The sequence below is a fragment of the Mycoplasma aquilae ATCC BAA-1896 genome, from assembly GCF_048074525.1.
GTDB lineage: Bacteria > Bacillota_I > Bacilli_A > Mycoplasmatales > Metamycoplasmataceae > Mycoplasmopsis > Mycoplasmopsis aquilae.
On sequence record NZ_CP182208.1, the window covers coordinates 26767 to 44607 of the forward strand.

General features: G+C 27.9%; 10 protein-coding genes and 1 pseudogene. 5 read left to right on the forward strand and 6 right to left on the reverse strand.

Annotated elements, in window-relative coordinates; translation table 4 throughout:
* The first annotated feature begins 2334 nt into the window (after nt 1-2334).
* The 3 genes from ACM0IS_RS00135 to ACM0IS_RS00145 all read left to right on the forward strand — a co-directional run bounded on the left by ACM0IS_RS00135 (nt 2335) and on the right by ACM0IS_RS00145 (nt 6626).
* On the forward strand, nt 2335-3570 hold the full coding sequence (locus tag ACM0IS_RS00135; protein ID WP_416756245.1) for a restriction endonuclease subunit S: 1236 nt from the start codon (nt 2335-2337) through the stop codon (nt 3568-3570).
* 129 nt (nt 3571-3699) lie between these two features.
* The gene (locus ACM0IS_RS00140; RefSeq protein ID WP_416756247.1) at nt 3700-5913 is read left to right on the forward strand and encodes an MYPU_1760 family metalloprotease; all 2214 of its coding nucleotides are present in this window, start codon (nt 3700-3702) and stop codon (nt 5911-5913) included.
* 38 nt (nt 5914-5951) lie between these two features.
* Nucleotides 5952-6626 carry a DUF402 domain-containing protein gene (locus ACM0IS_RS00145; RefSeq protein WP_416756248.1) on the forward strand — a complete coding sequence of 225 codons (675 nt, stop codon included), beginning with the start codon at nt 5952-5954 and terminating at the stop codon, nt 6624-6626.
* A gap of 591 nt (nt 6627-7217) precedes the next feature.
* Here ACM0IS_RS00145 and ACM0IS_RS00150 read toward each other — a convergent pair.
* From ACM0IS_RS00150 to ACM0IS_RS00160, 3 genes and pseudogenes are all read right to left on the reverse strand, one after another.
* Nucleotides 7218-8814, reverse strand: a pseudogene (locus ACM0IS_RS00150) (IS1634 family transposase).
* A gap of 208 nt (nt 8815-9022) precedes the next feature.
* Complete coding sequence (locus ACM0IS_RS00155) at nt 9023-9442, reverse strand: Dps family protein (RefSeq protein WP_416756250.1); 420 nt, start codon at nt 9440-9442, stop codon at nt 9023-9025.
* A gap of 132 nt (nt 9443-9574) precedes the next feature.
* Nucleotides 9575-10402: an HAD hydrolase family protein gene (locus tag ACM0IS_RS00160; protein WP_416756251.1), complete on the reverse strand. Its 828-nt coding sequence runs from the start codon at nt 10400-10402 to the stop codon at nt 9575-9577.
* Between the two features lie 354 nt (nt 10403-10756).
* On the opposite strand from ACM0IS_RS00160, the gene ACM0IS_RS00165 reads away from it, so the two are divergent.
* Nucleotides 10757-13138 carry a phosphoketolase gene (locus ACM0IS_RS00165; RefSeq protein ID WP_416756252.1) on the forward strand — a complete coding sequence of 794 codons (2382 nt, stop codon included), beginning with the start codon at nt 10757-10759 and terminating at the stop codon, nt 13136-13138.
* A gap of 521 nt (nt 13139-13659) precedes the next feature.
* On the opposite strand, the gene ACM0IS_RS00170 is transcribed toward ACM0IS_RS00165, so the two are convergent.
* The 3 genes from ACM0IS_RS00170 to ACM0IS_RS00180 form a co-directional block, all read right to left on the reverse strand.
* Nucleotides 13660-14670, reverse strand: a complete 1011-nt coding sequence (locus tag ACM0IS_RS00170) for a hypothetical protein (RefSeq protein ID WP_416756254.1) — start codon at nt 14668-14670, stop codon at nt 13660-13662.
* Nucleotides 14671-14853: 183 nt separating this feature from the next.
* Nucleotides 14854-15444 (reverse strand): IS30 family transposase, encoded by a 591-nt coding sequence (locus tag ACM0IS_RS00175; RefSeq protein WP_416755906.1) that lies wholly within the window; start codon nt 15442-15444, stop codon nt 14854-14856.
* Nucleotides 15339-16058, reverse strand: coding sequence for a hypothetical protein (locus ACM0IS_RS00180; protein WP_416756102.1), 720 nt, complete (start codon nt 16056-16058; stop codon nt 15339-15341). Before ACM0IS_RS00180 ends, ACM0IS_RS00175 begins: the two co-directional genes overlap by 106 nt.
* Nucleotides 16059-16934: 876 nt before the next feature.
* Here ACM0IS_RS00180 and ACM0IS_RS00185 point away from each other — a divergent pair.
* A complete protein-coding gene (locus tag ACM0IS_RS00185; protein WP_416756256.1) occupies nt 16935-17837 on the forward strand; it encodes a hypothetical protein in 903 nt (300 codons plus the stop codon).
* The last annotated feature ends 4 nt before the right edge of the window (nt 17838-17841 follow it).

The window sequence follows — 17841 nt, forward strand, 5'->3', positions numbered from 1 at the left end:
AATGCACACAGAACAGGATGCTTACTATAGCTGATGAATTTTTTCGTTCAATGATTTAATAGGTGTTTTATGACTTTAAATTATTATATATACGAGTGAGTATCCACAATTTTGTACAAGTAATTTATCACTTCAAAATACGAATGGCTCTATATTATAGAACTATTTGCTTTTCATAATCATAAAACCCCGAAAGCTAATATTTTTAAAAGAAACGAACAGGAATAATGATAAGGTATACCTTTCCCAGCAGTATCATAATGATAAATTATAATTACCTTTCCAAGTTAAATATAGGTAAAATTCTTTTATTCCTAAAATATAGAGACTTTTGTTTTTTGCATACTTAAAATTACATAGAAAAATTCTATGCAGACATTTCTCAGCGTAGCATAATGTTTATTAATTACTATGAAATTTTAAATCATTACAATTTTTGCATGTTTTTTTGCTGCTTTTGGCAAAAATCAACTTCAAAACACTTATTTTTGGCTAAAAATTGACAAAAATAGCATAAACCAATAAATTCACGGAAAAAAAGTTGCAAAAAATCAAGTTTTAATTTATGTTATATAGACAAAAAAGCGCTCTTTCCCAGCAGTAGCATAATGTTAAATTATAATTACCTTTCCAAGTTAAATATAGGTAAAATTCTTTTATTCCTAAAATACAGAGACTTTTGTTTTTACGCACTTAAAATTACATAGAAAAATTCTATGTAAGTCTTTCCCATCAGTAGCATAATGTTTATTAATTACTATCAAATTTTAAATCAATACAATTTTTGCATGTTTTTTAGCTACTTTTGGTAAAAATCTCTGCAAAACACTTATTTTTGCCCAAAAATTGACAAAAAATGTACTAAACCAGTAAATTCTTAGAAAAAAAGTTGCAAAAAATTGAAGTTTTAATTTATGTTATGTAATAACAAATAAACTAAATGCACACAGAACAGGATGCTTACTATAGCTGATGAATTTTTTCGTTCAATGATTTAATAGGTGTTTTATGACTTTAAATTATTATATATACGAGTGAGTATCCACAATTTTGTACAAGTAATTTAACACTTCAAAAAACGGATAATCCTATATTATAGAGCTATTTGCTTTTTATAGTCATAAAACTTCGAAACCAATTATTTTCAAAAGAAAAGAATAGAAATAATAATAAGTTATACCTTTCCCAGCAGTAGCATAATGTTTCTTAATCACTATCAAATTTTAAATCAATACAATTTTTGCATGTTTTTTTGGTGATTTCATTGTAAAGTGTCTTAAAAACGATTGTTTTTGTCCAAAAATTGACAAAAAATAGCATAAACCAACAAATTCTTAGAAAAAAAGTTGCAAAAAATTGAAGTTTTAATTTATGTTATATAGACAAAAAAGCACCCTTTCCCAGCAGTATCATAATGTTAAATTATAATTACCTTTCCAAGTTAAATATAGGTAAAATTATTTTATTCCTAAAATATAGAGACTTTTGTTTTTAAGCACTTAAAATTACATAGAAAAATTCTATGTAGGCATTTCCTCTCAGTATCATAATGTTTCTTTATCACTATCAAATTTTAAATCAATACAATTTTTGCATGTTTTTTAGCTACTTTTGGTAAAAATCACCTGCAAAACACTTATTTTTGCCTAAAAAATGACAAAAAATAGCATACACCAACAAATTCACGGAAAAAAAGTTGCAAAAAATCAAGTTTTAATTTATGTTATATAGACAAAAAAGCGCTCTTTCCCAGCAGTAGCATAATGTTAAATTATAATTACCTTTCCAAGTTAAATATAGGTAAAATTATTTTATTCCTAAAATATAGAGACTTTTGTTTTTAAGCACTTAAAATTACATAGAAAAATTCTATGTAGGCATTTCCTCTCAGTATCGTAATGTTTCTTTATCACTATCAAATTTTAAATCAATACAATTTTTGCATGTTTTTTTGTTCCTTTTGGCAAAAATCACCTCCAAAACACTTGTTTTTGCTCAAAAATTGACAAAAAATGTACTAAACCAGTAAATTCGCGGAAAAAAAGTTGCAAAAAATTCAAGTTTTAATTTATGTTATATAGACAAAAAAGCAGCCTTTTCCCAGTAGTAGCATAATAGTAAAATGTGTAATAAATATTTTTGCATTTTCTTCAAAATATTCATAAATAGCCTTATTAATGAATAAAATAAGCCTACATTTATTTAAATGAAATAAAGTTCATTTTAAAATAAACATTTATTAATGTAGGTACAAAATTTGCACATTTAGGTAACTAATTAGTTAGCTATGATAAAATTATTTTAAAGTTAAGAATACTAGAGATGGAAGGATTTATGCAAAAAGAAAAATTAGTACCAGCTATTAGGTTTAAAGGGTTTGAAGAAGAATGGACTAAGGAGATATTAAAAAAAATAGTAACAACATTTTCTGGGCTAACTAATGTTGCAAAAGAAGATTTTTCTGTTGGTGAAAATTACTATGTAACATATTTAAATGTTTTTTCTAATCCAATGGCAAAGCTAAATGATTTAGAGAAAGTAAATGTTCATTCTAAGCAAAATAATTTGATAAAGGGCGATATATTAGTAACTGGCTCATCAGAGACACCGGAGGAAGTTGGGATGACTTCCATTTGAAATTATAATCTTGAAAATGTGTATCTTAATAGTTTTTGCTTTGGACTTAGACCTAAAAATCTTGAAAACATAAACATAGATTTTTCAGCATACCTTTTTAGAAGTCAATCGGTTAGAAAACAAATAATTTTATTAGCTCAAGGGATTTCCAGATTTAATATATCTAAAAATAAATTCCTTGAAGTATTTTTAACTTTCCCAATTTATGCTGAACAACAAAAAATAGGTCAATTCTTTTCAAACCTTGGCTCTCTTATTCGAACTCAAGAACTAAAACTCAAAAAACTGAACGAAGTAAAACAATCGCTATTAAATAAAATGTTTGCTTCAGAAAATCAAAAATTCCCAGAAATAAGATTTAAAGGATTTGATGAGCCTTGAAAATTAAATAAGTTTAGTGACTTATATAATTGCAACAACGAAAAAAATATAAATATTAGATATACAGAAAAGAACATAATATCTGTTGCTAATATGTACTTTAAGAATGAACAAAAAATAAGTAATACAGAATATCTTAAAAGCTACAATATCTTCCATCTAGGGGATATTGCATATGAAGGACATAAATCAGCTAACTATAGATATGGAAGATTTGTAGTCAATACAATTGGGTCAGGTATTGTTTCTCATGTCTTCGAAGTCTTTAAGCCAGTAATGAAGGAGTATGACTTGTACTTCTGAAAATACTATATTAATAATGAAAACATTATGAGAAATGTGTTGAGAGATTCAACTAAATCCGCAACTATGATGGCAGCTTTAGTAAAAAAAGATCTTTCAAATCAATTTATTAAAACAACAAGTATTCTAGAACAACAAAAAATAGGTGCCTTCTTCTCGAACCTTGACTCTTTAATATCTTCACAAGAACTAAAACTCGAAAAACTTAACAATCTCAAGCAAGCTTTATTAGAAAAAATGTTTTGCTAGTTATTTTCGAATATTAAAATTAATGATATTTTTAAACTTTAAAATAAAAATATCATTTTTTTATTTTCAACTTGAGTTCAAGAATATAAGACTAGTATAAAAATGAAAATAGAATAGAATATAAATATTATGAGTAAGAAAAGAAAGATAATAGGCTGAAGTATTTTATCAGTTGGAATATTAATGGGGTTAGGTGCTATTGCAACTAGCGCTTATTTTGCTGCTAGCTATTTATTGCAAAACGATGATGATACTCCAAAAGAAACCATTAATATTAAGCCTCATTATGAGACTCCTTCCTGACAAGCAGAGCCTAAATTATTAAAAATTGGCCCAAATGAAGTTAAGATTTTTGATAACTTAACTAACAAAGAAAAAATAGAAGCTTTAGCACTTGTAAATAGCGTTGGAGATATTAATTGAGATGCTAAAACTAATGATGAAGGAACTTATGTGGAATATATAGATCCTTACACTAAGGTTAAATTTAGAGATTTTGCTTATAAAGTCGATAAAGAAAATCCTGCTAATAATAGATACCTACTTGGCCCAGGAGGATTAGCATATCTAGCAAATGAATTTAAGCGTAAAGTAACATTTGGCCCAGAGATTTATGATTTAGAAGCGATTAATATTAATGATTTTGCTATTATTCCAGCAACTGCTAATGGACTTTATATTCCAAGTACCAAAAACATTTATATTAATGGAGCATTTATGTGTGAAACAAATGCGACATTATATGATAGAGTAGCTACTATTATGCAGACTTTATTCCATGAATATATGCATCATTGAGCTAATAATTATGCAGAGATTGCCCTTCCTAATTTAGATAACGTTATTCCAACAGGTATTGCAACTGGCCCAGTAGCAAACATACAAGACAAAGAAATGGTCACAGTTAAATATTATGAACCTAATCAAAATAAAAAAGATAGTTTGCTTGATAAAATCTTCTCATCAGCTAATGAACAATATTGAAATGGATATTTTGCAGATAATTTTAGATACTTATTAAATTATGATGTGGCTGCAAAGTCTTATATCAAGCCTGAAATCTTAGCCTTGTTAAGGGATAGATGATTTGGTCAGCCAGGTGCAGAAGATATATCGGATGCATTATATACAAACTTTTCACCAAAAGACCTTTGAGATGTCTCTAATGGACTATATAATGGACAAGGATCGCCAAAAGACCCATTAGCATTACAAAGAAAACTTGAAAGTAAATCAGGATTTTGATATTCACCTGATGAAAAATTTGCTCTGAATAATGGTGATTTAAGATACTATTACTCATTAACTGAATTAGTGCCAAGAGAATACCTTAAATATGCTTTTGAATCTTACTATAATATTGCTGAACCAAATCCTGCTATGCTGGCTGAAAAAAATCATCAAGAATTTTCTTCAGGTTTCTTTGGAAACATAAAATTTAACTATAATGCTAAAGCTAGTTCATATGAGATTAGACCAAGTTCAATAGCAGAAGACTATGGTAAAGTGTTTATGAATAATTTTGACACTATATCAAGAAGTGGCTGATACATAAATGATAATTCAGGTTATATTGATCCAAATAATCCAATAACTTATTATGATCCATATAATAAGACTTGAGTTACCAAAATAATTAAGGGGTCAAGTTCTATTATGATTCCAACTTCACCTTTTGCACTTGACTCATACAAAACCCTTGATTGAATCAGCTCTAGCCAAGCAAATAAAATAAAAAGTAATAAATCAGATGATTTTTATCAAATGTTTTTAAGCACCATGGGATATGGTAGTGAAATAGCTCAAATTTACTATGATAACACAGGATGAAAATGAGTTGGAAAGAACTATACCCAAGTACAAAAAGATGAAAAAAATATTACTAAGGTAAAATTTAGTGGATATTTAAAAGATAAAAGTCACACTGGTATTGCAATAGTTAATCCAGCTGGACAAGTGGTGGCTCATAGTGATATTATTTATCTAGATACTTTTAATTTCTTTGGACACCAAACATTTGACAAAGGTGCTAGAATTGAAAATGCTACTCAAGCAAATGGAGAATTAAGACAAGCACAATTAGCTAACCGGATTTATGCAAAAGGATATATTAGTTACATTACAAAAGACTATATTGTACCAGGAGAATTAGGAACTGTATACTTTTGAGATGATTTAAATAAAAATGGAATTGTTGAGAATAATGAATTAGTAAAGGAACATCCAATAACGCTTCCTACTAATCGTTGAGTAACTACCCGAAGGGCAGATAACCCAAATTATTATTATGTGGTTGAAAATAAAAATAATCAAACTACAATCAAGTGGGAAACCCGACGCTAATGCTATAATTAAATTATGTAAAAGAAAGGAGGATAACAATGGAATGAGATTTTAGTAAATTAAAAGTTGGCTCAATGATAAATGTCCAAGGTTATAAACATAATGGCTATTTATATCGCCAATGAAATTCAGCAAAAGTAGTGTTTCATAATAAACGACATATAGTATTATTCCTCAAAAATACGAAAGTTGCTGAATATGAAAAAGATGTAAATGGCTGAAGATATAATGAAAACGCCATTTGATTTATTCCTAAAGATGCAATGTATAATGCGATTGTATTATTAAAAGATTCAGGCCCATATTATTACATTAATATGGCATCAAAACCTATATTTGAAGATAATACTATTAAATTTATAGATTATGATTTAGATGTAAAATGTTATCCTGATAAAGAATTACAAGTTGTAGATAGAGATGAGTTCAATTTACATGCAAGACAAATGCAATATCCAGAATTACTAAAGAATTTGCTTTTTGAAGAATTGAAAGTTATCATGCAACTATATAGTGAATATAAATATTTCTTTAATTACGAAATAATAAATTATTATCTTGAAATTTTACATGCTGATAAATTAATTAGCGATAAAGCAGCAGAAAGATATACTAGACTTGGACGTAAACAATATTCTGAAGAAGAGGATATGTTTAGACAAGTTAATCGTGAATATAAACACCGTAAAGCACATTTCCAAAATCGTCACTAAAAAAGTACTTTTTTTGTTTACAAAATAAAAAAGTAATTTTTTTATATATTTTTTAATATTATTTTTATATTTTTGATGTACTATATTAATGTATATCCGTTCTATAGTTTTGGCGGATATACGATCCTAAGGGATGTAAAAGTTAGTTTTTTATTCGGATATGTTTCTCCATATCATAAAACGTATATGTGATGCACCTAGCAAATAGGTGCATTTTCTTATCCTTGATATAAAAAAGCAGCCTATTAAATAGACTGCTAAGTTATTATTTAGTTGATTTTAAAAATTTTCAGTGTCATGTGTCTAAGTAAATAACAATTTCATCTAGTAAAGGTTGAACTCTATATGAAATATTATCCATTTTTCCAATATATTCAAGAAGTGTGTTTAAGTCATTTACTACAAAAGCAAAAATTTCATTTGAAACAAAATCTTTTGATTCAATTTCTTTAATTAATGAGTATTTATTTGCTTCTTGATAACTACCTAGGCATTGTATCCTAACATTAATAATTTTTCTGCTCTACGTTTCCCAGCAGTAGCATAATAAAATAAACCAGCCACAGTGAATGCTGTAGTTGGTTTGAAACTTTATTTAATATTTAAATGATTAAAAATATTTAATATTAATTGGTAGTCTTCCCAGCTTTGTTGTAAGGCTGGGTTTTTGATTTCGATTGTATTTATAAGTTTTTTGTCAAAATAGTGTTCAACTTGTTTAACATCATTAATCATAGTAATGATTCTAGATGTAGTCATTTTATCCTTCTAAGCAAGACCTAAAAAATCATTAATTTTATAGGTAAGGAATTTTAACATTACTAAAGAAAGAAAACATAAACATATATATCCTTGTATATTTTTTCATGTAGAAAGATACATTGGTCTTAATGATAATGCACCTTTTAATGTTCTAAAGTTTTCTTCAGCCTGTCATTGTTTTGCATATAGCTCAACGATTTCAGTTCCTTTAAGATCAACTCTATTAGTTTCGTAAACATAAAATCCATCGAATTTTTCATCTTCTAGGACTTTATCATAGTCTAATTCATAAAAACCTGACTTATCTGTTGGTTTAAAGAAACGATATTTCTTTCCTCCAACCATATCTTCATATGACACTTTTCCATTTTTAGCTTTCTTATTGAAGTTATCAATAAGAATTTTTCTATCTTCATAGTCTTTTTTGCTCTTTTTTCACTAAAAGTGATTATTTGTTTTCTAGTGTGACCATTTTTTCTTCCATTACGGTATAGAGATATTATCTCTCTGCTCTTATATAAGAGTCCATTTTCATTAATGTAATCCTTTTCGCTAAGAACATATTCTTTGAATTCTTTTGAACCTTTTTTCATTCTGTATGAAATAATGTAATTTAGTTTTTATCTTCTAAAAATCTTATATTTTTATTTACAGACATTCCTTTATCAGCAATAACAGTAACTGTGGTTATGTTGTATATTTTTGCAGTTCAAGTATAAAAGGAATAAAAGTGGATGAATCAGCTGTATTTCCGGGGAAAACTTTGTAGTGCACTGGTATACCATTACTATCAGTGGCGAGTCCAATAACGATTTGGTCTTCTTTAAATTTTCCATCTTTTGAATAACCTGGTTTCTTATAACCATCTCGACTAAATGTTTCAAAATAAGCTGTTGTTGAGTCAAATCAAACTATACTTACATCTCTTTTGTACTCATTTTTCATGGTTTCATTTATATTGCTTAAGTATTTGATTTTTGTTATCAGCAATATATTCTAGTGATCTATAAAACGAATTTTTAGAATAAAAATCTTGTTTTTCTTTAGTTGCATTTTTGTACGTAGCATAAACAACTTAGTGGATTTTTAATTCTTTGATATATTTGTTGCTTTACAACATCATTTAAACTTACTGATTTTGTAGTTTTACAATCCTTAAAAATATCAAAATAATCAATTAATCGAGAAATTAAGTCGAATCCAACAAATTTTTCATATGTCTCATTTATTTTGGGGCTTTTATTTTTGATCTTTTATTAATTTCATTAATAACCTCTTCTTTTGTCATTGAGAGAGGAAGAGTTTTTATAATTTGTTTTATTTTTTCGACTGAATTTTCTTGGTATTTATCAAAATCTTCTTCATATCCTATCCCGAATCTTACAGCATATCCTGTTTTGTTTGTGCTTTGATATCCAACAGATATATAAGTTCCTTTTGTCTTTTAGATCTTGAAATTATTCAATTTATTTCATGTAGGTTCTTCTTTTTCATGAATATATTATACCACATTTAGTAGCATAGTAGCATAATATTTATATTTTTTTCAAAAATATAGCCACCTAAAAGTGACTATATTTGGCCCAAGTGGAAACGTAGGAAAAAAGCAGCCTATTAAATAGACTGCTAAGTTATTATTTAGTTGATTTTAAAAATTTTCAGTGTCATGTGTCTAAGTAAATAACAATTTCATCTAGTAAAGGTTGAACTCTATATGAAATATTATCCATTTTTCCAATATATTCAAGAAGTGTGTTTAAGTCATTTACTACAAAAGCAAAAATTTCATTTGAAACAAAATCTTTTGATTCAATTTCTTTAATTAATGAGTATTTATTTGCTTCTTGATAACTACCTAAGGCATTGTATCCTAACATTAATAATTTTTCTGCCACTGCGTCAAGTTGTTCAGTGGTATCTTCATATAATTTATCTAATTGCTCATGAATTTCAAAAAAGTCAGCTCCTTTGATATTTCAATGAAAATTTTTAATTTTAGCTTGTAAAATAAATAATGAAGCTTGTAATGTAATTAATTCTTGTTTATTATTCATGTTAACCTCTTTCCGTATATATTGTACCACTTTAAAAAACAATATCAACCTCTTAAAATTTAAAAAGTTAATTTTTATTATTTTTTTATTTCAAAAATAAACTTTTTACAAAAAAAGTTAGCTAGCCTAACTTTAATTTTTTTCTGGTAAAAATTGTTCTAGGAATTTAGCTAAACCACTTTCATCACATCTAAATTTTGTAACTACATCGGCAATTTCTTTTAATTCATCAACTGAATTTTGCATAGCAACTAATGTACCGATACGGTTCTTAGTAGAAGCATCATTCATAGAGTCACCAATGTGCATAGCATTAGCTGGATTAATTCCTTTTGATAAACAGTAACGAACTTCTTCATCACCTTTTGAACAGTTTGCTTTTGTGATTTCTAAAATATTATTTTTAGAACCTGAAAGAGAAACTTCTAATTTACCTTCAAATTGCTTTTGTCATTTTAAAGCAAGTTTTCTAATTTTTCTACCTGATAATGATCAAACAAGTGCTTTGTAAACAGGAAAGTCATTATTGTATTCTTTATATGAGTGAGCAGTTTTTTTACCAAAACCACCCATGAATCATCTAAATACTCTGTTTTTTACATATGCTTGTTCTCTAGCGTTTGAGTTATAAACTACGAAACAAAAGTTTTTTGAAAGTTCATCAAAAAGTTGTTGTGCAATTTCTTTTGACATGATTTCTTCATTAACAATTACACCATTTTCAACAGTTTTTGCACCATTTCAAGCAATATAAGTATCTACCCCAGTAATTTCTTTAACAAGGTTACTTGTCTTTGGTGATACACCTCTACCAGTTGAAACAACAACAGGAATTGTTTTATTTAGTTCGGTTAAAACTTGTTTTGTATATGGTGTTGCAGTTCTTTGTCAAAATTTAATTTCTTGAGTATCAAGTGTTGTACCATCTAAGTCAATAAAAATAATTTCTGGTTTCTTCATTTTGTCTCCTTATTCAAAATTTTATTTATTATAGTTTGAATATTTTTTAAACTTTAATATAAATAAAATAACAGATTTTTAGATTTTTGCATCGAAATAAAATATTTTTTTATTATTCACATTTATACACTTAGCACTAATAGAAAGACCTTTTAAGTGAATTGTTTAGATAAAATCAGCCAAAAAATAAATAAAAAAAGTTATATATAAGTCCAAAATTTGAGTAAGAAAAAGCAAAATATTTTTATATGGATAAAATGGGAAAAAAATGTAAAATATGGATACATATTGAGTTGGAATTTTTTGGACATTAAACTTAATGTGTTAAATATCAAAAATTTAAAAGGAATATTTATGAAAAAGACTTTATTTGATGAAAAACAATATTTAGATAAAGTACATGCTTGATGGCGTGCAGCTAACTTTCTTTCAGTAGCTCAAATCTACTTAAGAAATAACCCTCTTATGAAAGGTGGTTTAAAAGCTGAAGACGTTAAAATGTACCCAATCGGTCACTGAGGAACAATCCCAGGACAAAACTTAATTTACGCACACTTAAACCGGGTAATTAACAAATACGGTGTAGATATGTTCTACATTGAAGGACCAGGACACGGTGGACAAGTTATGATTTCAAACTCATACTTAGATGGAAGTTACACAGAATTATTCCCAGAAATCACACAAGATGAAGCTGGAATTAAGAAAATGTGTAAGAGATTCTCATTCCCTGGTGGAACAGCATCACACGCTGCTCCTGAAACACCTGGATCAATTCACGAAGGGGGAGAATTAGGTTACTCACTTTCACATGCAACAGGAGCTATTTTAGATAACCCTAACATTATTGCTGCTGCTGTTATCGGTGATGGTGAAGCTGAAACAGGGCCACTTGCTGCTGGATGATTCTCAACATCATTCATTAACCCAGTAAATGATGGTGCTGTATTACCTATCATTCACATTAATGGTGGAAAAATTTCAAACCCAACAATTATGTCTCGTAAAACAGATGAAGAAATTTCTTCAATGTTAAGAGGATATGGATGAGAAGCTATCTTTGTGGAAGCTAACGTATTTGACCAAGAAGGTGTTCACCAACTTATGGCTGAAGCTTTCGACAAGGCTGTTGAAAGAATTTTAGAAATTCAAGCAGAAGCTAGAAAATTACCAGCAGAAGTTGCTACAAGACCAATCTGACCTGCACTTGTTGTTCGTACACCAAAAGGATGAACATGTCCACACCAAATTAACGGTGAAACATTCGAAGGAAGCTTTAGATCTCACCAAGTTCCACTTCCTGTAACATCTGAAAATCCTAAATTATTAGATGAATTACAAGCTTGATTAGCTTCATATCGTCCAGAAGAATTATTTGACGAAAATGGAAAATTCAAAGAAGAATATGCTGAAATCGCTCCTAAAGGTGACAAGAGAATGGCTATGCAACCAATTACAAATGGTGGTGTAAACCCAAGAGCTCTTAACTTACCTAACTGAAGAGAATTCGGATTAGAAATTAACAAACCAGGTGAAATAAAAGACCAAGATATGGTTAATGCAGGTAACTGATTTGCTGAAGTAATCAAGAGAAACCCAGATAACTTTAGAGTATTTGGACCAGATGAAACAAAATCAAATAGATTATATGCAGTACTTAAATTAACAAACAGACAATGACTTGAAAGAGTTGATGCTGAATTAGATGAAGCTGTTGGACCAGTTGGAAGAGTTATTGACTCACAACTTTCAGAACACCAAGCAGAAGGATTCTTAGAAGGATACGTTCTTACAGGACGTCACGGATTCTTTGCATCATACGAATCATTCTTAAGAGTTGTTGACTCAATGTTAACACAACACATGAAATGAGTTGCTAAAGCACGTAAAATTTCATGAAGAAAAGACTATCCATCTCTTAACGTTATTGCTACATCTACAGCATTCCAACAAGACCACAACGGATACACACACCAAGATCCAGGTATTTTAGGACACTTAGCTGACAAGAAACCAGAATTAATTCGTGAATACTTACCAGCTGACACAAACTCATTACTTGCTGTTTTAGATAAAGCTTTTGCTGAAAGAGACGTTATTAACCTTATTGTTGCTTCAAAACAACCAAGAGATCAATTCTTTAACATGGATGAAGCACAAGAATTAGTAGACAAAGGACTTAAAGTTATTGACTGAGCTTCAACAACTAAAGAAGGCGAAGAACCAGACTTAGTAGTAGTTGCATCAGGTACAGAACCAAACTTAGAAGCTTTAGCTACAATCTCAATCTTAAACAAATACTTCCCTGAACCAAAAATCAGATTCGTTAACGTTGTTGACTTATTAAGATTACGTCACCCAAGTATTGACCCACGTGGATTAAGCGATGAAGAATTCAACGCAATCTTCACAGAAGACAAACCAGTTCTATTCGCATTCCACGGATTCGAAGGATTAATTCGTGACATCTTCTTCTCACGTAAGAACCACAACTTATTCGTACACGGATACAGAGAAAATGGTGATATTACAACATCATTCGACATTCGTTTAATGTCAGAAATGGACAGATTCCACATGTCTATTACAGCTGCTAACGCAGTTTACGGTGATAAAGCAAAAGATTTCGTTGCATTAATGGATGAAAAAATTGCATACCACAACAGATACATTAAAGAAGTTGGAATTGACATTGACGAAGTTAGATACTGAAAATGAGAAGGTCTTAACAAATAATTGTCTTTAGACAACTAATTATTAAATATCAGAGTTTATACTCTGGTATTTTTTTATTTCTTTTACTGGTAAAAATATTAAGAAGTGTTGAAAATCGGAATTTGCCTATGAAACTTAGAAAATTCTTTTGCAAAACAATAGAAAAAAAACTCTTATTAAGCATTAAAAATATAATAAAGGAAAAACAGTTTTTATCTTGTTGTAACAATGATTCAATATTTCTGTAATCTTGAAAGCATATAAATGACTCAAACTAATAAAACAAATGTCATTTATTATGGAGGCAATGCACACATCAAAAAATTAACTTTAACTCAATAATTGTCTACTATCTTTTATAAAGATGAATAAAAAAGCATATATCAATATGCTATTTCTGATAATAGAGACTGTGTCTTTTTCTAAAAAGCCACTGTTGATAGGTTTGATGATAATTAAAATGCGATAATATTGTGGCTTAAAAAATAATCATTTTGTACTTATTTTATAATTTTTGTTGTTTAATGAAATATTATTTATTTTTAGCAGGGCGTGTAGCTAAAATTTAAGTCATTGCCAAAAAATGAAACTAATATGTTAAGTATATTTATGTAAAGATAATTATTAATTGTATATGTGTTATCATCAATAAATGAATTAAGTGTAGTAGAAAATTTATTATTAATAAATGTATTATATAAATAAATTGCACATCGCATCGTCATATAATTGTCTTTTATTCTAAAATACTGTCCGAAGTTATCCACATCTTTATAATTTAAATTATTTTTATATGCGAATAATTCAACCATCAATATTAATTCCATTTTTTTGTTATAAATGTTATTTAAGGATGCGATAAAGTCTATATATTGGCTTGATTCAGAAATTCTAGTTAGGATATAAAAAGCACGACGATTATTTTCAAAACTTATATTAAAAGTATCAAATAAATTAATGATATCTAGAGCGCAAATAAAATTATACGGTGATTTTGTATATGCTAGAAGTTCATAAGGAAGATTAATTAATATACATTCTTTAAAAATATTTATTATTTCCGATACAGAAAGATAATCATATCTATTCAAAAGCATATCTATATCAAAAATACAGTTTTGTATTTTTGATATTAAATAGTTGTTTTTAGTTTTAATAGCATTTGTACACAACTGGCAAAATTTAAATCCAATCATATATAAAGGAGAAATAGTTTTTTGACCTGTGTCAATTTTTACTATCATTTTTTCAGGTATTTTCTTAAATATCATACATTCTAATTCAATATTTTCTTTGTTGTCATTTAAAGTAAGGGAGTTAAAAAACTCATTTTCGACGTTTTTATCAATAATAGTAAATTGTTTTTTAATTTCATTTCAATATGCATTTCGATCGAATAAAGTTGCTTCATTATCGAAGTCAAGCAAAATATCAATATCTCTTGGTATACGTTCTATAATATTATGTAAATATAATGAAAGACTCCCTTGAATAATATATTTGGGATTTCAATTTTTATTAAAGAATTCTGAATAAATAATATCTATTTTCATATTTATATTATATCTTAGTTCAATTATTTAAATCAAATATAAATTAAAAATATGATTTTCCACTAAAGGTCTAATTTTGATTGTAAAACCAATGTTGTTTTAATTTTAAAGGTTTTTTATAAAAAAAGCAGTAGAAAAGGCACCTCACCCATAAAAATTTGATGAGGTTATTTTAAAAGTTTGCTATTTTTTAACAATATGTTGAATAAAATTCATATGCACTCATGCGCACAGTGTATAAACTACCCGGAATTTTATATTCTCTTTTGAGCTATTGATAATATGGCAAATGTTCATTATGTTTTGATCATTTATTCAGGAATAATATTTTCCTTTTGGAATAAACTTTCGTAATTCTTTGTGTCAACATTCAATTCCACCTTTTTGATACGAAGAATAAGGGTCACAAGTATAGATTTTTCCTATTCCTGGAATTGTGTGCAATAATGTGTTTTCAGAGCCATTATCTATTGTTAATGTCTTAATTGTAAGACCATAAAGTTTAATGATTTTTTGGACAGTTTTAACAACTGATTGAGCATCTCTTTTTGAAAGCATCGCATATCCTAATCTTGATTTTCTTTCATAAACAGTTACTAAAATAAGTTTGCTAGACTTATTAAACACAACTGTATCCATTTCGTAATGTCCAGCTTCTTCGCGGTTGTTTATGCTTTCATCTCTATTATGAATAGAAGTTGCGCCTTGAATTTTTGACTTTGTGTATTTTCGTTTTTTCTTCTTTTGAGATTTGTCAAATGATGAATTGCTCATTCCTTTTTACCCACAAACATACTGAAGTCGATATCTAATTTAGTGTCTATTGCATTATAAAATGTCTTTAGTGTAGGGATAAACACATTTTGACCTTTATATTTCTTGGTATATTCATCTAATAAACGAGCTGCTGATACTTGCATGGTATATTTAATATTTTCACCAAGATCCATATCAGGATTTTCTTTTCTTAATTTTTTGTATTTCTTTCTTAAATTACTTCACTCAATCAAAAAGTCTTGTATTGGTTTTAATCTTTCACAACTTTTCATTACATTTGACTCATAAATATTCTGAGCTAATGCAATTTTTGTATAAGTTCATTCTTCTAGCGATAAATATGTAACAGTCATCATCTTTGATTTACATCTCTTACATTTTGCTGTTGTTGTATATTTGTATTCTTCAGCAGCGTTTTCGATGTTACTTTTGATTGTTTTAATATTTATATTCATCACTTTAGAGATTTCAATTAAGCTATTGTATCTCTGTAAGTTATCAAACAAACAAGATAAGTTACTTAATTGGAAATAATTAGTGTTTTGCTTTCTAGCTTTGTTAAGTTCATTGTCAAGTTTAGTCTTTAATGTTTTATCCTTGTAAGGTCTCAAAATAAAATGTTCGCATTTTGTAATTTGTTTTTTGTGTTATCAAAATTGTCTATTCTTATTTCTGTTTCAACACAAATTATATTTTTCTTGTGCATTTTAGTTGCAGTTATCATATAATTAAATTGGTTCCTTTCTTTTGTTTTTTGTACACTAATTTTACAACAGGAACCAAAAAAGATGACAGCTCCACTTTACCTTTAGTGGAATGTCATCTTTTTAATTTTTATATTTAAATCAAAATCTATTTTGTGAAAATTTTCATGTGAAATAAGATTTATTTTGTACCCCCCTTTAGAAATAATGGTCGATGTCTAAAATTCTTATATGAATTTCAAAATAGACATAAATAAAATAAATGGACTAACAGATTATAAAATAAGAAAAACTCTTTCCGATCTTAAAGAACATCCAGCAGACTTTAAAAATTATTACAATTTAAGATTAAAAAGAGTACTAAATATAAAATATTTTTTAATAAATAGGTGCAAACAGAAAAAAATGAAGAGTGGATGTTGAATTATATAGAAAAGTGTTGACAGATGTAGGATAGTTAATTATGCTGTATTTATTAAAGAAAAAAGACAATGAAATAACTTTTCTGTAGGCTAAAAGCATTGTCTTCTAATATAAAATATGGTATTTATATTAAATAATTATCATATAGCTGTAGTGATGGCAAAAATAGAGCTTATTTTGCCTGTCTAGGGGTGACAAAATAGAGCTTATTCTACAATTATTTAAATCAAAATCTATTTTGTGAAAATTTTCACAAATTCCGAAAAAATGTGGAAATTTCCACAAAATAAATTATTTTCAAATATGTTTAATTATCTAAAGTTATAATTAAAGTGAAATAAAATAAAAAAGGAGACTATTATGATAGTTAATTATGAAATAAATGAACAAATAGAAAAAAAAGAAATTCAAAGATTGAGCTCTGAGCAGTTAAAAGAATTATCAGATATCATTAATGAAAAGAACTATATAGATAGAACAGTTGCTATTTTATCTGAAATGGATAATCTACAAATTAGTAATTGGTTATACATATATGATACATTAGATTCAACATTAAATGTTGATATCTTTAAGAATTCAAAATTATATAAGAAAATAGAAGAGTTACTCGATGGAAACAGAATAAGAGGAAATGAAAGAACATTTTCATCAGATGATGTTGATGCATATAATAAATTGCATGCCATTTATGAATTCTTAAAGGTTCTAGGAGAAAAAGAAGGAAAAAATCTAGAAAAAGAAAAAGAGGAATTGAACAAAAAAATTGCTCTCGCTGCATCTGTTGGTACTGCTAGCACTGTAACAGCTAGTGCATTCCTATCTTGAATTCCAATAGTGAACATTATTGTGCCAATAGTAGGTACAATATCTACCACAGCATCATCTGCTGCATTAACTAGTGAAAGGGACAAAAAAGCTCAAAAGGCAATTAAAATTCGTGATAGCATTAGTAGAATGTCAATAAAGCTTGCAGAATTCAATAATGCATGAGCACAATATAACATAGATCCTGACTCTGATGTATGGGATAGAATCTGGGCTGCAACATGTATGTTTGATCACTTGTGAAAAATGAAAGAATCATTAGATGGTATAGTGAAAGAACTTAATTTTTTAAAAAATGAGATTGGCAACAATACTAAATATTTTGATGATGCAGTATCATTGATTAATGAATTTAAAAAACGCATAGATAATGAATCAAAATGATTATATGCTTTAATAGGTCATCTTATTAATACGAAATATTCAAGTTATTAGGAGC